Below are 18,566 nucleotides of genomic sequence, written 5' to 3'. Positions count from 1 at the left end.
CGGCGTAGCTGCTCTTCGGTTGGGCGGGCTTTTCTTCGATGCTGATGGCGCGGCCGGTCGTGTCGAACTCGACCACGCCGTAGCGTTCGGGGTCGTGTACGTGATAGGCGTAGACCGTTGCGCCTTCCCTTTGCGCATGGGCCTCTTTCAGCGAGGCTTGCAGGTCGTGGCCCCAGAACAGGTTGTCGCCCAGCACCAGGCTGCTGGGCGCATGGCCGATGAAGTCGCGGCCGATGAGGAAGGCCTGCGCCAAGCCGTCGGGGCTGGGCTGCACCGCGTATTGCAGGTTCAGGCCCCACTGGCTGCCGTCGCCGAGCAACTGGGCAAAGCGCGGGGTGTCCTGCGGGGTGGAGATGATGAGCACATCCTGAATGCCCGCGAGCATGAGCGCAGACAGCGGGTAGTAAATCATCGGCTTATCAAACACCGGCAGCAGTTGCTTGCTGACCGCCTGGGTGACGGGGTAGAGCCGGGTGCCGGAGCCGCCGGCGAGGATGAGGCCTTTGCGGGGCTGGGTCATAGCGGAAGTCACAGCGGAAGTTCGTCGATCAGTCGTTGCACCTGGGTCTGCCAGGGCGGCAGAAACAGGCCGAAGGTGGTTTGGAGTTTGCTGCAGTCCAGCCGGGAGTTGGCCGGGCGCGGGGCGGGCAGCGGGTAGTCTGCCGTGGTGATGGCCTGCACTTGTTCGGGCGCGCAGCGCAGCGGCAGGCCGCGCGCAGCGGCGCGGGCGATGACAAACTGCGCATAGCCATGCCAACTGGTGCTGCCCTGCGCGGTGAGGTGATACAGGCCGCTGGTCTGTGCGGCAAACGCCGGGTCGGTGCGCAGGCGGTGCAGCATCAGCGCGGTGGTGTCGGCAATCAGCTCGGCGCTGGTGGGTGCGCCGAACTGATCGGCAATCACCCGCAGGCTGTCGCGCTCTTGCGCCAGCTTGAGCATGGTCTTGGCGAAGTTGCCGCCGCGCGCGGCGTACACCCAGGAGGTGCGCAGGATGAGGTGGCGGCAGCCGCTGGCGGTGATGGCCTGTTCTCCCGCCAGCTTGCTGCGGCCGTAGGCGCTTTGCGGGTTGGGGGTGTCGGCCTCGGTGTAGCTGCCGGGCGCGGGCTTAGTGCCGTCGAACACATAGTCGGTGGAGAAATGCACCAGCCAAGCCTCATGGGCAGCGGCGTAGTCGGCCAGCACTAGCGGGGCGTCGGCGTTAATGCGCTGGGCGAGGTCGGATTCCGTCTCGGCCTTGTCGACAGCGGTGTAGGCGGCGGCGTTGACAATGACGTCAGGCTGCTCGCGTTGCAGCACGGCGCGCAAGGCATCGAGGTCGCCAAGGTCGGCTTGGGTGCGGTTCAGCGGCCGCACTTCGCCCAGCGGCAGCAAGGCGCGACGCAGCTCCCAGCCGACCTGGCCGTCTGCGCCGAGCAGCAGGATGCGCGGCGGGTTCGCGGGGAACGATGCGCTCACGCTGCGGCCCCGTACTGCTTGCCGACCCACTGGCGGTAGGCGCCGCTGGTGACGTGTTCCACCCAATCCGGGTTGTCGAGATACCACTGCACGGTTTTTCGCAGGCCGGTGGCGAAGGTTTCCTGCGGCGTCCAGCCCAGTTCGCGCTCGATCTTGCTCGCGTCGATGGCGTAGCGCCGGTCATGGCCGGGGCGGTCGGCAACAAAAGTGATCTGGGCCCGGTAGCTGCTGCCGTCCTGCTTGGGGCGCAGTGCATCGAGCAGGTCGCACAGGGTGTGGACGACATCGAGATTCTTCACCTCGTTGCAGCCGCCAACGTTGTAGGTCTCACCCAGCCTGCCCGCTTCAAGCACGCGGGCGATGGCGCGGCAGTGGTCCTCCACATACAGCCAGTCGCGCACGTTCTGGCCGTCGCCATACACCGGCAGCGGCTTGCCGGCCAGGGCGTTGTGGATCATCAGCGGGATGAGCTTCTCGGGGAACTGATAGGGGCCGTAGTTGTTGGAGCAGTTGGTGGTGAGCACCGGCAGGCCGTAGGTGTGATGCCAGGCGCGCACGAGGTGGTCACTTGCTGCCTTGCTCGCGCTGTAGGGGCTGTTGGGTGCGTAGGGCGTGGTCTCGGTAAAGGCGGGGTCGGTAGGCGAGAGACTGCCGTACACCTCGTCGGTGGAGACGTGCAGGAAGCGGAAGGCGGCTTTCTCGGGCGCGGGCAACGCGGCCCAGTAGGCACGGGTGGCTTCGAGCAGCTCGAAGGTGCCTTGCACATTGGTGCGGATGAAGTCGCCGGGGCCGTGGATGGAGCGGTCGACATGGCTCTCGGCGGCGAAGTGCAGGAGGGCGCGGGGGCGGTGCTGGGTGAGCAGTGCGGCCACTGCGGGGCGGTCGCCGATGTCGATCTGCGCGAAGTGGTAGCGCGCATCGCTCTGCACGCTGGCCAGGCTCTCCAGATTGCCGGCGTAGGTGAGCGCGTCGAGCACGAGCACGGGCTCTTCGGACTGGCCCAGCCAGTGGTGCACAAAGTTGGCGCCGATGAAACCGGCGGCTCCGGTGAGGAAGATCATGATTTAAAACCCGGTGAGAAGCCTGTTCATACTGACATTGTCACAGATGAACGGCCTCAAACCTCGATGGCTGGATCACGGCATGAAGTCGCCTCTACAGTCAAACAGCTCGTACTGAGCTTTACACAAAAACACATATAAATTCACAAAAATGAGAACTTCTTCAAATTAGCATGCGGAACATGTCAATAAATACGGTTTTTTAGTCGTCCGTTGTCGTCGATTTTGGTCTTAGTGCAAGCAGATGTTCTACCCCCATTGACCTGGTGCTGCTGCGCACGAGCCTCACTGAAAAAAGCACACAAGAGGGACTGAGCACCACCCGTGGTTGCAGCCACGCCCCATTGACGACCGCCTTGATCACCTTCCCTGGAGCGCCATCATGCCCTTACTGGCACACACCAAGCGACATCCCGTCCTTGCACCGCATCATTGCATCCCTCTTCGAGCATCGCGATTGGTCGTTGCCTCTACTTTGGCACTCGCCTTGGCCGCTTGTGGGGGCGGGAGCGGGAGCAGCAGCACAAGCGACAACTCGACTGCACCCCTGTCAACCACGGTCACAGGTACAGCCGCCTATGGCAAACCATTGGCGGACATGCAAGTCGTGGCTATCGACACTAAGACCGGCCAGACATGCGGACAAACTACGACTCGAGCTGATGGCACCTACACCCTCAGCACAGGAACGTGCGGTCAGGACGACACACTACTTTTCGAAGTCGTTGGCGGTACCCCCAACGGCAGTCCGCTTGAATCTATGTCCGTCCCTAACCCGGGACAAACCGTATCGGGCACAGTAAATATCACCCCCCTGACGACTTTTTATTTGTATACGGCACTAGCACTAGCCAACATAAGCTTCGACATTACTACAGCATCGCAAAGCGCTCCGCCTCCAGGGGTTCTTCAGGCCATGAGTTCCCCAAGCTTCTCCACAACTTATGAAATGGCTGTTTCTAAAATCGAGAATAGCTTGACGCAGGTTCTCAGCCAATATGGCATAAACGGCGCTACGTTCGATTCAGTCACGCAAACCTTTGTCACAAATGGCACGGGTATCGACGGATTTTTTGACGCCTACCCTCTCACAGTCCCTAGCACCAATTCGATCGCACTCGGCAACCTGGGAAACTACCTCCTTCAATTGCAGTTTCCCACGACCAAAGGTGAAACATACACCCTAAGCGGTACCGCAACGACTACCCAGGGCAGCGGCGGCACATCGGGCACGAGTAACTCAAACGGATCAGGCGGCAGTTCGGGCCAAACGGATGCGACCTCCTGCTTCAATTCTAAATATCTGCAAAACGGGAACACCATCAATCTGGTTTACGACTCTACCGATAGCCAGGGCAATTCATCCACAATCACGGAAACACACAACATTTCTGGGCCCACCAACTTAAATGGGCAATCTGCGTGGCAAGATCAAGAAACTGAAAGCGGCAGCATTAACGCGTCCACAACGAATTACTTGATCGACCAAAACAACCAAAGCGGAATATATTCTGCAGTTATGGGCAGCTACACCACAACTTATTCTCCATATTATGGCTTCATTGATTTCACAACAAAATTGGGCCAGAGTTATCAATACAACGTTTCGATCAGCAGCAATGGGAACGCAGTTCCTCCCATGGCTCAAACCGTAACCACCACCTTCAATGGCATGAAGAGTGTGCAGGTTCCTGCTGGAACATTCAACGTCTGCGAATTTACTGCAAACTACGCCTACCAGAATACGGCGCTAAGCGCTGAAAATTACCAGGTCGTTCTGGATATTGCAGTGGGTTCCGGCGTCAACGTACAGACCGTGACGACGTCAAGTCAAGCAACCACGACGTTGAAACTGGCCTCAGGCAGCATCAATGGCACAGCAATTAGTCCATGAAGCTTGTCAATAAAAAATCGGTGATACTTATTTTATTCAATGATCAAGCAGCCAACGAAAGGCCTCACTATGTTGTTGATATGGAGCGGTTTAGGCGCATTGATTCCATTGGCCATGCTTATCAGTGGAATTCTGGTCAATATTTCAGTAAATTCTATTTTTGGCCCGCATTTCTATTCGTCAAGCCATTGGACTATCAGTCTGGTTCTTTTACTCTCTGCATTGGCGAGCTGGGTGATTGACCTCAGGGTCAAATCGCAAAAAGGAAGATTGCTTATCGATAAAGAAACTGGAAAACAAATTATCCTCAAAAAGAAACATTCCTTTTTTTCATCCCGGTCAGATTTTGGCCTTATATTTTTGTCTTTGGAGCCGTGGTGACTTTCTTTGTGAAAACGTTCAATCTCATAGGTTGAGCATATAATCCAGCGCATCAGTTCACACCATCCCATTCCTGCAAACAAATAAAACCCACTACGTTAGTGGAAATAAATATGAAGACGAAAGCTTTCCTCCTATCTACATTTCTTTTTCCGTGCTTTTGAATTGCGCCAACGCCGAATTCGTTGATGTTTCACCGCAGCAATTCCAAAATTATCTCGACAAAAATGCAAAGGTAGTCGTTCTATTTGACAGTTCCGATCCAAAATGTACCGCCTGCGAGCCAGTAGATGGCGGTCCTTTCAAATCCTTGAGCAATGATTACGGAACTTCAATTCAATTCGTTCGGGTACGCTGGCCTTCACCTTGGTGGAAATTACCACCCGCACTGAGTGCGTTTTTCAAGCAGGCAAATATTATGGGCATCCCGGCAGTAGTTGGAATTGAAAACAGCCTCCCGGTATTCGTCGCGCCAGGACGTATGGAGAACACGGATGCCGTTCGGAAGGGAATTGCGTCGGCAATGGGGGCTGCGCCTACAGCGCAAAAGTAGTAGGCCACAGCTTTTGCCTCTCTTGGATTCAGCACTCCACGATATTCACGGCGAGGCCGCCGCGGGCGGTTTCTTTGTATTTGGTCTGCATGTCGGCGCCGGTTTCACGCATGGTCTTGATGACCTGATCGAGCGAGACGATGTGGCTGCCGTCGCCGTGCAGGGCCATGCGCGCGGCGTTGAGGGCCTGCACTGAAGCGATGGCGTTGCGTTCGATGCAGGGCACTTGCACCAGTCCGCCGACGGGGTCGCAGGTCAGGCCGAGGTGGTGTTCCATGCCGATTTCCGCAGCGTTTTCCACCTGTTCGGGCGTGCCGCCGATGACGGCGCAAAGCGCACCGGCGGCCATGGAGCAGGCCACGCCGACCTCGCCCTGGCAGCCGACCTCGGCGCCGCTGATCGAGGCGTTTTCTTTGTAGAGCAGGCCGATAGCCCCGGCGGTGAGCAGGAAGTCGGCCACGCCCGCCTCGCTCGCGTCTGGGACGAAGCGGGCGTAGTAGTGCAGCACGGCGGGGATGATGCCCGCGGCGCCGTTGGTCGGTGCGGTGACCACGCGACCGCCGGCGGCGTTTTCTTCATTGACGGCCAGGGCGAAGAGGTTGACCCAGTCGATGACTTGCAGCGGATCGCTCAGGGGCGTTGAGGGTGTCGGCAGGGTGGAGGCATCAGCTGGCGCAACTCCGTCCGCGCCGCTCAGGGTGCGATAGAGTTTTGGGGCGCGGCGCCGCACATGCAGCCAGCCGGGCAGCTCGCCTTCGGTGGCGCAGCCGTGCGCGACGCAGGCTTGCATGACCTGCCAGATGTGCTGCAGGTCGCGGTTGATTTCGGCATCGGTGCGCCAATGCTGCTCGTTGCGGCGCATGACGTCGGCGATGCTGAGTTGGTGCGCACGCGTGAGTTCCAGCAGCTCTGCCCCGCTGTGAAAAGGCAGGGGCAGCACGGTGGTGTCGGGCGCGATGCGTTTTTGCTTTTCGCCATCGGCCGCGACGTCTTCGCTCACCACGAAGCCGCCACCCACGGAGTAGTAGATCCGCTGATCGAGCAGCGCTCCAGCAGCGTCATGGGCGGAAAATTGCATGCCGTTGGCATGCAGCGGCAATTGCTTGAGCGCGAAAAACACGATGTCGCGCGCGGGATCGAAGTCCAGCGTTTGCGTGTCGAGCAGGTCGAGCCGGTGCGTGGTCTGCAGCGCCGCGATGCGCGCGGGAATGGCGTCTACGTCCACGGTATCGGGCTGTTCGCCCATCAGGCCGAGGATGACGGCCTTGTCGCTGCCATGCCCCTTGCCCGTAGCGCCCAGCGAGCCATACAGCGCGCATTCCAGTCGGGCGACGCGGGACATAAGTTGGCCGCTTTGCAGATGCAGGGCGAACAGCCGCGCGGCCCGCATCGGCCCCACGGTGTGCGAACTGCTGGGGCCGATGCCTACCTTGAACAGATCGAACACTGAGACGGCCATGACATTTCTCCGGCTAGGTCTGCGCCGTGCAGGCCGCGATGAGGTCGGCGGCGAAGGCATCGACCGATTCCGGCGTGGTGTCCCAGGCGCACATCAGGCGGCAGCCGCCGTCTGCGATGAATTCATAAAAGCGCCAGCCCTGGCCGTGCAGGGTATCGATGACGGCACGAGGCAGATGCGCGAACACCGCATTGGCCTCGGGCGGGTGCATCACCTTCACGCCGGGAGCTGCGTGAATTGCTGCATAAAGACGTTGCGCCATGGCGTTGGCATGGCGGGCGTGACGCAGCCAGTTGTCGTTTTCCAGCATGCCCAACCAGGGCGCGGAGATGAAGCGCATCTTGGAGGCGAGCTGCCCGGCCTGCTTCACGCGCCAGGCGAAATCGGCGGACAGTTCGCGGTCGAAGAACACCACGGCTTCGCCCACGGGCAGACCGTTCTTGGTGCCGCCGAAGCACAGCACGTCCACGCCGGCGCGCCAGGTGATGTCGCTCGGATGACAGCCCAGCGTGGCCACGGCGTTGGCGAATCGCGCCCCGTCCATGTGCAGCTTGAGATGGTGGCGCTTGGCCATGGCGGCAATCGCGCGCACCTCCTCAACGCTGTAGACGGTGCCCAGCTCGGTGGACTGGGTGATGGAGACGACTTTGGGCTTGGGCGAATGGATGTCGCTGCGCTTGGTGGCCAGGAAGTCGATGGCCTCGGGCGTGAGCTTGCCGCGCCGCGCCTGCGCGCTTTCGGACTCGGTGATCAGCAGTTTGGAACCGCCGGAGAAAAACTCCGGACAGCCGCACTCATCGGTTTCGATATGCGCCACCGGGGTGCAGATCACCGAGTGATAGCTCTGGCACATAGCCGCCAGCGCCAGCGAATTGGCCGCCGTGCCGTTGAACACGAAATACACATCACAGTCGGTCTGGAACAGTTCGCGCAGCCGGTCGGAGACGCGGTGCGTCCAGCCATCGTCGCCATACGCCGGCTGATGGCCCGAGGCATTGGCCTGCAGCAGCCAGTGCAGGGCTTCAGGACAGATGCCGGCGTAGTTATCGCTGGCGAAATGCTGGCGTAGTTCAGGAGTGTGCATGGTGTTTCTTTTATTGGTAGTCGCTGATGGGCAGGCAGGCGCACTGCAGGTTGCGGTCACCCCAGGCGTTGTCCACCCGGCCCACGGGCGGCCAGTATTTGTTGGCCCGCAGCTCGGTCCGTGGAAACGCGGCGTCTTCGCGGCTGTGGGCATGCGTCCAGCCCGCGCCGAGCACGCTCGCTGCGGTGTGCGGGGCGGCCTTCAGAGGATTGTCCTCGCGTGGCCATTCCCCTTTTTCCACCCGGGCGATCTCGGCGCGGATGGCGACCAGGGCGTCGATGAAACGGTCGAGTTCCGCGAGCGACTCGCTTTCGGTCGGCTCGATCATCAGCGTGCCCGGCACCGGGAAGCTCATGGTCGGGGCGTGGAAGCCGTAGTCCATCAGGCGCTTGGCGACATCTTCGTTGCTGATGCCCGTGGCGTCCTTCAGCGGACGCAGGTCGAGAATGCATTCGTGCGCCACGCGGCCGTTCTCGCCGGTGTAGAGCACCGGATAGTGGTCCTTGAGCTTTTCGGCGATGTAGTTGGCCGACAGAATGGCCACGCGGCTGGCCTGCGTCAGCCCGTCCGCGCCCATCATGCGCATATACATCCACGAAATCGGCAGCACGCTGGCATTGCCCAGCGGCGCTGCGCTCACTGCCCCCACCGCTTCAGGCCGGTCTACTCCCGCAGCGCGATGCACCGGCAGGAACGGGGCGAGGTGGGCGCGCACGCCGATCGGCCCCACGCCGGGGCCGCCGCCGCCGTGCGGAATGCAGAAGGTCTTGTGCAGATTGAGGTGCGACACATCCGCACCGAACTCGGGCGGGCTGGCCAGGCCGACCAGCGCGTTCATATTGGCGCCGTCGACATACACCTGCCCGCCATGCTGGTGGATGACGTCGCAGATGGCGCGCACTTCGGTCTCGAACACGCCGTGCGTGCTCGGGTAGGTGATCATGCACGCGGCGAGCTGGTCGGCATGCTGCTCGGCCTTGGCGCGCAGATCGGCCAGATCGACGTTGCCCTGCGCGTCGCAGGCCGTCACGACCACCCGCATGCCCGCCATCTGCGCCGAGGCCGGGTTGGTGCCGTGGGCCGAAGACGGAATCAGGCAGATATCGCGATGCCCTTCACCCCGGCTGGCGTGATAGGCGCGAATGACCAGCAGCCCGGCGTACTCGCCCTGCGACCCGGCGTTGGGCTGCAGGCACATGGCGTCGTAGCCCGTGGCGGCGCAAAGCCACTGTTCGAGTTGCTTAGCCAGTTGCGTGTAGCCGCGAATCTGATCGGCTGGCGCAAAGGGGTGGATGGCGGCGAACTCCGGCCAGGTGATGGGCGTCATCTCGCTGGTGGCGTTGAGCTTCATGGTGCAGGAGCCCAGCGGAATCATGGCGCGGTCGAGCGCGATGTCTTTGTCGGCCAGGCGACGCAGGTAGCGCAGCATTTCGGTTTCGCTGTGATAGCGGTGGAACACCGGATGGCTGAGCAAATCGCCGGATCGTGCCAGATCGAGCGGCCAGCGCGGCGCCACCCCTTTTTCGGCGGCGGCAAACAGCGCGTCACACTGCCTCACGCCAAAGCAGGCGAGGATGTCGGCCAGATCGGCGCGAGTGACGGTTTCGTCCAGCGACACCGCGACATGCTGCGCGCCAATGCGGCGGAAGTTGATGCCCTGCGCCAGTGCGGCGGCATGCACATCTTCAGTGCGCGCGCCGGTGTGCACCGTCAGGGTGTCGAAGAACTGGGCATTGAGCACCGGCAGGCCGATCTGCTCCAGCCCTTTCGCCAGCAATACGGTGTAGGCATGCACCCGCTGGGCGATGCGCTTGAGCCCCTCGGGGCCGTGATAAACCGCGTACATGCTGGCCAGCACGGCGGGCAGCACCTGGGCGGTGCAGATATTGCTCGTGGCTTTTTCGCGGCGGATGTGCTGTTCGCGGGTCTGCAGCGCTAGGCGGTAAGCCGGTTGTCCATGCGCGTCCTGGCTGACGCCGACGAGGCGGCCGGGCATCGAGCGCTTGAGCGCGTCGCGCACCGCCAGATAACCGGCGTGCGGGCCGCCCAAACCTAGCGGTAGACCGAAACGCTGGGTCGTGCCGCAGGCGATGTCGGCCCCGAGCTCACCCGGCGACATCAGCAGGGTGAGCGCCAGTAGATCGGCCGCCACCACAACCAGCACGCCTTTGGCCTTGAGCGCGGCGATGCGTTCGCGGTCGTCGCGCACGGTGCCGTCCACGCCCGGGTATTGCAGCAGCACGCCGAAATACTCACCTTCCAGCGCATCGTCTACCGCGCCGGTAACAACCTCGATGTCCAGCGGCGCGGCGCGGGTGTGCAGCACTTCGAGGGTTTGCGGCAGCACGTCGTCAGCGACGAAGAAGCGCTGCGACTTGCTCTTGCTCGAACGCAGCGCCAGGGTCATGGCCTCGGCGGCGGCGGTGGCCTCGTCGAGCATGGAGGCGTTCGACACGTCCATGCCGGTGAGATCGGCCACCAGGGTCTGGAAATTGAGCAGCGCTTCCAGCCGCCCCTGGCTGATTTCCGGCTGATACGGCGTGTACGCGGTGTACCAGGCCGGGTTCTCCAGCACGTTGCGCTGGATGACGCCGGGCATCAGCGCGTTGTAGTAGCCCTGGCCGATATAGCTGCGCATCACCCGGTTGCCGCTGGCGATGCCGCGCAACTCGCTCAGCGCCTGAGCTTCGTCGATGGCCGCCGGCAAATCAAACGCCTGCTGGCGGCGGATGGCCGATGGAATCACCGCGCTCATCAGACCCGACAGATCTTCAGCGCCCAGCGCCAACAGCATGTGCTGCTGCTCTGCCGTGTCGGGGCCGATGTGACGGCGCTGGAAGGCCTGCGCGTCTTCAAGATCGCGCAGCGCGGGTTGGGTGGACATCAACATGCGTATCTCCGGAAAGGCAGGTGTGTTCAGGCGTTCTTGAGCAGTTCGGCGTAGGCGGCTTCGTCCATGAGGCCGTCGAGCTGGGTCGGATCAGACAGCTTGATGCGGAAAAACCAGCCACTATCTTGCGGGTCGGTGTTGGCCAGCGACGGATCGGCGCGCAGCGTTTCGTTGACCTCGGTGACCTCGCCCGAAACCGGGCTGAACACATCGGCCGCCGCTTTCACCGACTCGACCACGCCCACGGTGTCGTGTGCGGCGTAGGACTTGCCCACTTCGGGCAGATCGACGAACACCACGTCGCCGAGCGCATCCTGCGCATGGGGGGTGATGCCCACGGTGGCGACGCCAGCGGCATCGACGCGAATCCATTCATGGTCAGGGGTGAATTTCAGGCTCATGGAAAACTCCGGATATCAAAAAGGAAGATCAAATTAAACGCGGCAAGGCATCAAGACTTCAATCGCGCCGTTACCTGCGCAATCAAGTGCGTTATCAACCGCGCCAATAGCGGTGCGGCACAAACGGCATGGGTTGCAACTGCATGGGCACGGCACGGCCGCGCACCTGGGCATATAGCGTGCCCGCGGGAACGGCAAACTCAGCGGCGACATAGGCCATCGCCACGGGGCCGCCCGCGCTCGGCGCAAAGCTGCCGCTGCTCACCCGGCCGGCAGCGCGGCCATCGGCGGCCAACAGCTCCGTGCCCTCGCGCACCGGAGTGCGGTCCAGACCGATGAGGCCGATGCGGCGCCGTGGCGCGAGATTCGGCTGATCGATCTGCGCCAGAATAAGATCGGCGCCCGGAAATCCTCCGGCGCGCGCGCCGCCGTTGCGCCGCACCTTCTGGATCGCCCATGTCAGCCCCGCCTCGACCGGCGTGGTCGAGGTGTCGATATCGTGACCGTAAAGACAGAGCCCGGCTTCGAGCCGCAAGGTGTCGCGCGCGCCCAGACCGATGGGCTCAACCTCGGGCAGTGAAAGCAGCAAACGCGCAAGCCGCTGCGCATCGACGGCGGCCACCGAGATTTCCAGTCCATCCTCCCCGGTGTAGCCACTGCGCGTGGCAAAAATGCGAATCGCCCCGCCCTCGGCCGACACATCCATCCACCGACCCGTCATGAACACCAGGTCGGCCGCCTCGGGCACCAGACGGGCGAAGGTCTGCACGGCTTGCGGCCCCTGCAGCGCCAGCAAGGCCTGCTCGGGCAAGGGCACAACTTCGCAGCGATCGGAGAGCGTCTGCAGCAAGGCGACATCCTGCGCCTTGCAAGCGGCATTGACGATGAGGAACAGCTCTAGCCCGACACCATCGGCACGCTGCCGCGGAATCACCATCAGGTCGTCGAGCACGCCGCCCTGCTCATTGGTGAACAAGGCGTAGCGCTGCTTGCCCTCGGGCAGCCCCTGGATGTCCATGGGCACCAAGGTTTCGAGCGCCGCAGCGGCGCCATCGCCGCGCAGCGCCACTTGCCCCATATGCGAAATGTCGAACAGCCCCGCGCTTTGCCGGGTATGCAGGTGCTCGGCCAGAATGCCCTTCGGATATTGCACCGGCATGGCATAGCCGGCAAACGGCACCATGCGCGCACCGAGCTCAAGGTGCAGGGCGTTCAGGGGAGTAAGAATCAGTTCGGAAGCTGCGGAGTGGGACACGTCGGTTCTCGCGGGGGGTGAGACGCCTGAAGGCGCCGGTGATCGCCAATGAGCGCCGCATCTCTTGCCATCGCGGCGCAAGACACAGCAGTCAACCCCTCGCTGTCCTGGGTACCTGAGAGATTGATCCGGCGAACCCGAGTTGCCAGACTTGCCCCTTCGGTGAGCGCCCAGTTTCAGCGCCACTCTCCAGTGAGGAACACCTTGCGGTGTGGTCAGTCCTTTTGCCTGAGCGGTACACCCGGTAAGGGCTTACGCCTTCGGCGGCTGCATGACATTGCAGCGCTCTCCTGACACGAAAACAGTTTATCGCAGCCCGGCAAAGGCTCGGGCAGATTATTTTTTTCGGCGCTCTCCGCCGCCCAGCCCCAGGCTTTCACGATATTTTTGCCGTCTGGCCTTCTGTCGATCGGCCATGTCGCCCATGGCCCGCTTTTTCGAGATGCTGAACATGGGATCGATGATCTCCCACCAGATGAACGCCAGCGCCAGGGGCAGGAGCACCCACCACCAAGACCAGGCCGCCACGGGCCCGATGCTCAGGAGTTTGAGGACGATAAAGATCAGACCCAGAATGACAAACGCCATGACAGTGCACCCATGAGAGGAAATAGCGACAAGATACAAAAGGAAACACCGATTTGCACTGCGCGTGTTGCGTGAAATCAATCTGAAGTGACGCCTGAGCAATTCTCGCTGACTTCTTGCGCTGCGCGTCAACCGAATTGATTAAGATGCGTTACTTGGCTGTACCTGTTTTGTTTGACCCTACTGGAGGACTGGAATGAAAAAAGCTGTTTTCGCTGCTGCCCTGGCCGCTGCCGCCACCATGACCATGTCATCGGCTTTCGCCGCTGAAGACATGCTGGCTCTGGCCAAATCGAAGAACTGCCTGGCTTGCCACGCAGTGGACAAGAAACTGGTTGGCCCGTCCTACCAGGAAGTCGCCGCCAAGTACGCCGGCAAGCCGGGTGCGGTTGACACCCTGAGCAAGGCCATCCTGCACGGCGTGTCTGGCGTGTGGGGCCCGGTGCCCATGCCCGCCAACCCGCAAGTCACCCCCGCCCAAGCCAAGGAACTGGCCGAGTGGGTTCTGACGCTGAAGAAGTAATTCAGACGCATTCATAGGCGACACCCGCGATATCAAGTGTTTCTAGTGTTGCCTTGAAGGACGTAGATCGATAGGTCTGCGGCGCTGAAAAGCCGAGATGCCGGAAGGTCTCTCGGTTTTTTTATGCGCGCCGCTCCCACAGACAGGGTCGGCGCCCATAAAAAAGCGCCCCGAAGGGCGCTTGGGTTTGATAGACCGCTGCCGCAACAGACGGTCTGCTCGCACCAGGTTACTGCACGGCAACCACACTCTTCTTGCCGTCCTTGTCGAACGTCGAGATGGTGATGGTCGCGTCCACCAACTCACCGGTCTTGGTGAAGTGGATATTCTTCTTGGTCACGCCGTTGTAGTCGATGTTCTGGATGAAGGGCAGATACTTCTTCGGATCGACTGACTTGGCTTTCATCATCGCATGCGCCAGCACCATGGTGCCGTCATACGAGTACGGCGAATAAAGCTGGAACGCACTGGCGCCGAACTCGGCGTCATAGCGCTTCTTCCAGGCTTCGCCGCCCGGCATCTGGCTCAGCGGCGAGCCGCCTTCGGCGCAGGTGACGCCAGCAACGGCTTCACCCGCGAGCTTGCCCAGTTCCGGTGCGCAGATGCCATCGCCGCCCATCAGTGTGGCCTTGATGCCCAGTTGACGCATCTGGCGAACCAGCGGGCCGGCCTGGGGATACATGCCGCCGTAGAAAATGATGTCCGGCTGCGAAGCCTTGATCTTGGTCAGAATGGCGGAGAAGTCGGTGGCTTTGTCGTTGGTGTACTCGCGGTCGACCAGTTTCATGCCGTCTTTCTGGGCCGTCTTGGCGAACACGTCGGCCACACCCTGACCGTAGGCGGTACGGTCGTCGATCACGGCGACGGTCTTGGCCTTCAGCTTGGTCTTGGCATAGTTGGCCAGACCTGCGCCCAGCGCGTTGTCGTTGGCGATGATGCGGAAGAAGGTCTTGAAGCCTTGTTGCGAAATCTTGGGATCGGTGGACGACGGGGTGATGTCGGGGATGCCCGCATTGTTGTAAATACGCGAAGCGGGGAAAGTGCAGCCGGAGTTCAGGTGACCGACGACGCCATTGACCTTTTCATCGACGAACTTCTGCGCCACGGTGGTGGCTTGTTTCGGGTCAGCCTGGTCGTCCTGGGCATCGACCTTCCACTCGACCTTCTTGCCATCGATGACGATGTTCTGCGCGTTCAGGTCTTTGACGGCCATTTTCACGCCGTTGGCGTTGTCTTGACCAAAGCTGGCTTGCGGGCCAGACAGGGGAGATGCGCTACCGATGGTGACGGTGACGGTGTCTGCAGCGTAAGCGGTGCCAATAGCCATGGACAGGGCCAGCAGCGGAGCGACGTATTTCAGTTTCATGAATGAGCCTCCAAAAGGAAAGACATGTGTTGTGTTGTGAAGTCAGCTTGTATCTGACAGGGCGATACATTAACTGAGTTACAGATTTTTGAACAGATCGCCTTTCCCAACACTAGCAAGCAATGTGCCTGCAGGCGTTTGGGTTGACAGCTTGACAAAACTATTTCAGTTCAAGCCCGATTGTTTCAACCCTGATAGTTCATTAGGACACGGGATGCTGGCGCGGCGGGTTGGGGCGTAGTCCCGCCTAATGGACAATCTGGGTTAGGCCTGCTTCAACGCCTCGGCGAGCGAGGCGCGCAGGGTGGGCTTGAGGGTGTCGAACAGTCTGGCGGCCAGTTGGGGGGCCAGCGCATCCATCTCGGCGTAAACCAGCTCCAGCAACTGCTGCTGCATTCCGGGTGCGATGCGTAGCCAGAGTTCGTCGAGGTCGATGGCGGGCGCCTCCAGCAACGGAACCTCTGCAGACTGTGCAAGCTCGGGGCCGCGATAGACCGCCTGCGCATAGGCCGAGGGCTGGACCGCAAACGGGGGGGCAACAATGTCTTCCTCGATCACGGCATCCTCAGGTTCCAGACGCTCGGTGAGCACGGGCAGGACGACAGGGTTGGGCGGCACAGAATTCATGATCGGGACGGGATGATGGTGGGATCGAACCCGGCGGCCCGATAAGCTCTCAGGCGTTCGCGGGCGGCTGGCTTGTCGGGCCCGTTTTCACTGACGAGTTCGATCACCCGCTCCAGAGACTCCCAGCCATTGACCAGATCGGGGCCGAGATTCACCAGGGCAGTCACCCGCCCGGCCCGGGGCAGATCGGGCTGGGGCGCCAGAATGACCGGCGTCTGTTCGACGAGCGGATCGTCCTGCCAGACATGCGGCACAAAGCTGCCGGGCTGAAAAGTCCACAACAACTGATCGAGTTCCGTGAGAAAAGGCTCGGGCGCGGCCACCAGCACGCGAGCGCCGCGCTGCGTCGCCGTGCGCAGCAGCCCGCAGGCGTAACGCATCGGGTCGGGCAGGTTCACACGAAACTCGACCGAGCAGGACATGATGGCGCGCGACGACGGGTTGCCGGACAACGCTTATTTCGCCTGCGACAGCAAGTAGCTGACCAGCAGCGGCACGGGGCGACCGGTGGCGCCTTTGTTGGCGCCGCTGTTCCAGGCCGTGCCCGCGATGTCGAGGTGCGCCCAGCGGTAGTCTTTCGCGAAACGCCACAGGAAGCAGGCTGCGGTGATGGCGCCAGCGGGCCGCCCGCCGATATTGGCCACGTCGGCGAAATTGCTCTTGAGCGCATCGGCGTAGTCGGTCTCAAGCGGCATGCGCCAGCAGGGATCGAGCGTGGCGCGCCCGGCTTCGAGCAGCGCGTTGGCCAGAGCGTCGTCTGCGGTGAACAGGCCGCTGTTGACCTTGCCCAGCGCAATCACGCAGGCCCCGGTGAGGGTGGCGATGTCCACCACCGACTGCGGTTTGTAGCGCGTGGCGTAGGTCAGCGCGTCGCAGAGGATGAGACGGCCTTCGGCGTCGGTGTTGAGAATTTCGATGGTCTGACCCGACATGCTGGTCACCACATCACCGGGTTTGACGGCGCCGCCATCAGGCATGTTCTCGGTAGCCGCGATCAGGCCGACCACGTTGATCTTGGGCTTGATGCGGGCAATGGCCTCGAACGCGCCCAGCACCGACGCGGCTCCGGACATGTCGAACTTCATTTCGTCCATCTCAGCGCCGGGCTTGAGCGAAATGCCGCCAGTATCGAAGGTCACGCCCTTGCCGACGAGCACATGCGGCGCGTCTTTCTTGCCCGCGCCGCGATATTCCAGCACGATGAACCGGGGCGGCTGCACCGAGCCCTGCGCCACGGCCAGAAAGGAACCCATGCCGAGCTTTTCCATTTCCGGACGCCCGAGCACCTTGCAGTCCAGCCCGTGGAATTTGGCCATCTTTTTCGCCATTTCAGCGAGGTAGGTGGGCGTGCAGAAATTGGCCGGCAGATTGGCGAGTTCGCGCGTGAGGCGCACGCCGACGGCGACCGACTCGGCCTGCTGCAAGGCGGCTTTCGCGGAAGCCGGCACGGCATCGCCCCCCACGGCGCAGAGCTGAATGGATTCGAGCGCAGGGGTCTCGGCGTCTTCGACGTTGCGCGTCGCATCGAAGCGGTAGAACACCTCGGAGAACACCGTGGGCGTCAGTTCAGCCAAGGTGTCCAGGCCGTTGACCGACAGCAGATGCGCCTGCTTGACCGGCAAGGTCTTGAGCATCTGGGCGGCGGCCTGCAGCGCCTTTTTCCAGTCGCGCAATTCCGGTTTGGCCGCCAGCCCCACGAGCAGCAAACGCCGCGCCGCGACCGCGGTAGGCCGGTGCAGCGCCAGAACGCTGCCCGGCTTGGCCTTGAAATCGCCATCCACGGCCAGTTGGGCGATCAAGTTGTCGAGCGCGTCCGCATCGTTCAGACCGCTGGCGCCACGGCCCTCGGGCACGAAGACCACCAGGGCATCGGTTTTGGTCTGAAGCGGCTTTTTGACGGCAGATATACTGAATTTCATGTTCAGGGTTCCTGAGTGAGTGTGGCTGCATTATTCCATCGCGCTTCGCTTTACGCCCCCCACATCGCCCCTGCCGCCCGTTTTCCTCATGCTCCTCGATTTGACCCTGCGCCGTGAAATGAGCCGCAATTTCGGCGGCGCATTCACCGTGCTGTTCACCGTGGTCATCACCCTGATGCTCATTCGCATTCTGGGTCAGGCGTCCGATGGTCAGGCCAGCCCGCAGGATGTGTTTTTGCTCATCGGCCTGACCGCGCTGAGCTATTTGCAGATCGTCATCACCCTGTCGTTGTTTATGGCGGTGCTGCTCACCTTCACCCGCATGTGGCTCGATTCCGAGATGACCATCTGGCGCACCACCGGGGTGGGACGGCTGCGGTTGATGGTCAGCGTGCTGCGCTTTTCCTGGCCCATTTTGCTGTTGATCGCCGCACTCACCCTGTTTGCCTGGCCCTGGGCCAACCAGCAGTCCACGGCCTTGCGCATCCGCTTCGAGCAACGCTCGGACATTTCGCGCGTGGCGCCGGGGCAGTTCCGCGAATCGGCCTCGGGCAAGCGGGTGTTTTTCATCGACAAGGGCGCGCAGGCCGGGGGGGTGGCACACGACATCTTCATCCGCGATGACACCTCGGGGCAGACGGTGCTGATCACGGCGCGCTCGGCGCAGGTGCAGCGCATCGGTGGGCAGCCCTTTCTGGTGCTGAGCAACGGCAACCGCTATGCGCATACGCCGGGGCAGGCCAACTACACCATCACCTCCTTCGATTCGCTGGATATGCGGCTCGATGCCACCACGGGCCTGAGCAATGTGGCGGATAACAAAACCGGGCCGGTCAACTGGCTCACGCAGCCCAACCGCAACGTGCCCACCGAGTATCTGTTCAACCCCGCCATTCCCAACTGGCTGGGCGAGCTGTCTTGGCGGCTTGGCGTGCCGCTGTCTGCGGCCCTGCTGGCCTTGATGGCACTGCCGCTGGCCTCGGGCTCGGTGCGTACCGGGCGCGCGGGCAGCCTGATCAGCGCCATCCTGGTCTATCTGATTTATTTCAACCTGCTCAATGTGCTGCAAGGCTGGATCAGCGAAGGCCGGGTGGGATTTACCAGCGGCTT

Annotated in this window: 18 protein-coding genes and 2 riboswitches; of the genes, 5 read left to right on the top strand and 13 right to left on the bottom strand. The window is 61.8% G+C overall.

What is annotated here, in order from left to right:
• The 3 genes from AC2VLV_RS16085 to rfbB all read right to left on the bottom strand — a co-directional run.
• Positions 1 to 520 (bottom strand): sugar nucleotidyltransferase (locus AC2VLV_RS16085; protein WP_486990938.1); only part of this gene is annotated, 520 nt, incomplete at its 3' end.
• A gap of 8 nt (positions 521 to 528) precedes the next feature.
• Entirely contained in the window at positions 529 to 1,455 is a 927-nt protein-coding gene (gene rfbD, locus AC2VLV_RS16080) for a dTDP-4-dehydrorhamnose reductase (RefSeq protein ID WP_486990937.1), read from the bottom strand.
• The gene (rfbB, locus tag AC2VLV_RS16075; protein ID WP_486990936.1) at positions 1,452 to 2,516 is read right to left on the bottom strand and encodes a dTDP-glucose 4,6-dehydratase; all 1,065 of its coding nucleotides are present in this window, start codon (positions 2,514 to 2,516) and stop codon (positions 1,452 to 1,454) included. The genes rfbD and rfbB overlap by 4 nt, the downstream gene beginning before the upstream one ends.
• A gap of 607 nt (positions 2,517 to 3,123) precedes the next feature.
• Between rfbB and AC2VLV_RS16070 the strand changes: the two genes are divergently transcribed.
• From AC2VLV_RS16070 to AC2VLV_RS16060, 3 genes are all read left to right on the top strand, one after another.
• Positions 3,124 to 4,410, top strand: coding sequence for a hypothetical protein (locus AC2VLV_RS16070; protein WP_486990935.1), 1,287 nt, complete (start codon positions 3,124 to 3,126; stop codon positions 4,408 to 4,410).
• Between the two features lie 69 nt (positions 4,411 to 4,479).
• Positions 4,480 to 4,791: a hypothetical protein gene (locus AC2VLV_RS16065; protein WP_486990934.1), complete on the top strand. Its 312-nt coding sequence runs from the start codon at positions 4,480 to 4,482 to the stop codon at positions 4,789 to 4,791.
• 160 nt (positions 4,792 to 4,951) lie between these two features.
• Entirely contained in the window at positions 4,952 to 5,344 is a 393-nt protein-coding gene (locus AC2VLV_RS16060) for a hypothetical protein (RefSeq protein ID WP_486990933.1), read from the top strand.
• Between the two features lie 28 nt (positions 5,345 to 5,372).
• Here AC2VLV_RS16060 and AC2VLV_RS16055 read toward each other — a convergent pair whose 3' ends face one another.
• The 6 genes from AC2VLV_RS16055 to AC2VLV_RS16030 all read right to left on the bottom strand — a co-directional run bounded on the left by AC2VLV_RS16055 (position 5,373) and on the right by AC2VLV_RS16030 (position 13,021).
• The gene (locus AC2VLV_RS16055) at positions 5,373 to 6,803 is read right to left on the bottom strand and encodes an L-serine ammonia-lyase (protein ID WP_486990932.1); all 1,431 of its coding nucleotides are present in this window, start codon (positions 6,801 to 6,803) and stop codon (positions 5,373 to 5,375) included.
• Between the two features lie 13 nt (positions 6,804 to 6,816).
• Positions 6,817 to 7,887 carry a threonine aldolase family protein gene (locus AC2VLV_RS16050; protein ID WP_486990931.1) on the bottom strand — a complete coding sequence of 357 codons (1,071 nt, stop codon included), beginning with the start codon at positions 7,885 to 7,887 and terminating at the stop codon, positions 6,817 to 6,819.
• A gap of 10 nt (positions 7,888 to 7,897) precedes the next feature.
• Positions 7,898 to 10,777 carry an aminomethyl-transferring glycine dehydrogenase gene (gene gcvP, locus AC2VLV_RS16045; protein ID WP_486990930.1) on the bottom strand — a complete coding sequence of 960 codons (2,880 nt, stop codon included), beginning with the start codon at positions 10,775 to 10,777 and terminating at the stop codon, positions 7,898 to 7,900.
• A 26-nt stretch (positions 10,778 to 10,803) separates the two neighbouring features.
• On the bottom strand, positions 10,804 to 11,178 hold the full coding sequence (gcvH, locus tag AC2VLV_RS16040; protein ID WP_486990929.1) for a glycine cleavage system protein GcvH: 375 nt from the start codon (positions 11,176 to 11,178) through the stop codon (positions 10,804 to 10,806).
• Between the two features lie 94 nt (positions 11,179 to 11,272).
• Positions 11,273 to 12,433 carry a glycine cleavage system aminomethyltransferase GcvT gene (gcvT, locus tag AC2VLV_RS16035; protein WP_486990928.1) on the bottom strand — a complete coding sequence of 387 codons (1,161 nt, stop codon included), beginning with the start codon at positions 12,431 to 12,433 and terminating at the stop codon, positions 11,273 to 11,275.
• Between the two features lie 92 nt (positions 12,434 to 12,525).
• Positions 12,526 to 12,636, bottom strand: a riboswitch (glycine riboswitch).
• A gap of 3 nt (positions 12,637 to 12,639) precedes the next feature.
• Positions 12,640 to 12,736, bottom strand: a riboswitch (glycine riboswitch).
• A gap of 33 nt (positions 12,737 to 12,769) precedes the next feature.
• Positions 12,770 to 13,021 carry a TIGR04438 family Trp-rich protein gene (locus AC2VLV_RS16030; protein WP_486990927.1) on the bottom strand — a complete coding sequence of 84 codons (252 nt, stop codon included), beginning with the start codon at positions 13,019 to 13,021 and terminating at the stop codon, positions 12,770 to 12,772.
• Positions 13,022 to 13,217: 196 nt separating this feature from the next.
• Between AC2VLV_RS16030 and AC2VLV_RS16025 the strand changes: the two genes are divergently transcribed.
• Positions 13,218 to 13,544, top strand: a complete 327-nt coding sequence (locus AC2VLV_RS16025; protein ID WP_486990926.1) for a c-type cytochrome — start codon at positions 13,218 to 13,220, stop codon at positions 13,542 to 13,544.
• Between the two features lie 229 nt (positions 13,545 to 13,773).
• Here AC2VLV_RS16025 and AC2VLV_RS16020 read toward each other — a convergent pair whose 3' ends face one another.
• The 4 genes from AC2VLV_RS16020 to AC2VLV_RS16005 all read right to left on the bottom strand — a co-directional run bounded on the left by AC2VLV_RS16020 (position 13,774) and on the right by AC2VLV_RS16005 (position 17,456).
• Positions 13,774 to 14,910 carry a branched-chain amino acid ABC transporter substrate-binding protein gene (locus tag AC2VLV_RS16020; protein WP_486990925.1) on the bottom strand — a complete coding sequence of 379 codons (1,137 nt, stop codon included), beginning with the start codon at positions 14,908 to 14,910 and terminating at the stop codon, positions 13,774 to 13,776.
• Positions 14,911 to 15,174: 264 nt separating this feature from the next.
• On the bottom strand, positions 15,175 to 15,537 hold the full coding sequence (locus tag AC2VLV_RS16015; protein ID WP_486990924.1) for a hypothetical protein: 363 nt from the start codon (positions 15,535 to 15,537) through the stop codon (positions 15,175 to 15,177).
• Positions 15,534 to 15,959: a DNA polymerase III subunit chi gene (locus AC2VLV_RS16010; protein WP_486990923.1), complete on the bottom strand. Its 426-nt coding sequence runs from the start codon at positions 15,957 to 15,959 to the stop codon at positions 15,534 to 15,536. The genes AC2VLV_RS16015 and AC2VLV_RS16010 overlap by 4 nt, the downstream gene beginning before the upstream one ends.
• A gap of 33 nt (positions 15,960 to 15,992) precedes the next feature.
• Positions 15,993 to 17,456: a leucyl aminopeptidase gene (locus tag AC2VLV_RS16005; protein WP_486990922.1), complete on the bottom strand. Its 1,464-nt coding sequence runs from the start codon at positions 17,454 to 17,456 to the stop codon at positions 15,993 to 15,995.
• An 88-nt stretch (positions 17,457 to 17,544) separates the two neighbouring features.
• Between AC2VLV_RS16005 and lptF the strand changes: the two genes are divergently transcribed.
• Positions 17,545 to 18,566 (top strand): LPS export ABC transporter permease LptF (lptF, locus tag AC2VLV_RS16000; protein WP_486990921.1); only part of this gene is annotated, 1,022 nt, incomplete at its 3' end.

The organism is Thiomonas sp. TH-17 (assembly GCF_057473305.1).
This window is presented reverse-complemented; position numbering and strand designations above follow the sequence as displayed.

Coding starts and splice junctions, on each gene's coding strand:
- rfbB (WP_486990936.1), bottom strand. CDS start 2,516: ATGATCTTCCTCACCGGAGCCGCCGGTTTCATCGGCGCCAACTTTGTG.
- gcvH (WP_486990929.1), bottom strand. CDS start 11,178: ATGAGCCTGAAATTCACCCCTGACCATGAATGGATTCGCGTCGATGCC.
- AC2VLV_RS16025 (WP_486990926.1), top strand. CDS start 13,218: ATGAAAAAAGCTGTTTTCGCTGCTGCCCTGGCCGCTGCCGCCACCATG.
- AC2VLV_RS16010 (WP_486990923.1), bottom strand. CDS start 15,959: ATGTCCTGCTCGGTCGAGTTTCGTGTGAACCTGCCCGACCCGATGCGT.
- AC2VLV_RS16020 (WP_486990925.1), bottom strand. CDS start 14,910: ATGAAACTGAAATACGTCGCTCCGCTGCTGGCCCTGTCCATGGCTATT.
- AC2VLV_RS16030 (WP_486990927.1), bottom strand. CDS start 13,021: ATGGCGTTTGTCATTCTGGGTCTGATCTTTATCGTCCTCAAACTCCTG.
- gcvP (WP_486990930.1), bottom strand. CDS start 10,777: ATGTTGATGTCCACCCAACCCGCGCTGCGCGATCTTGAAGACGCGCAG.
- AC2VLV_RS16050 (WP_486990931.1), bottom strand. CDS start 7,887: ATGCACACTCCTGAACTACGCCAGCATTTCGCCAGCGATAACTACGCC.
- AC2VLV_RS16065 (WP_486990934.1), top strand. CDS start 4,480: ATGTTGTTGATATGGAGCGGTTTAGGCGCATTGATTCCATTGGCCATG.
- AC2VLV_RS16015 (WP_486990924.1), bottom strand. CDS start 15,537: ATGAATTCTGTGCCGCCCAACCCTGTCGTCCTGCCCGTGCTCACCGAG.
- AC2VLV_RS16005 (WP_486990922.1), bottom strand. CDS start 17,456: ATGAAATTCAGTATATCTGCCGTCAAAAAGCCGCTTCAGACCAAAACC.
- AC2VLV_RS16055 (WP_486990932.1), bottom strand. CDS start 6,803: ATGGCCGTCTCAGTGTTCGATCTGTTCAAGGTAGGCATCGGCCCCAGC.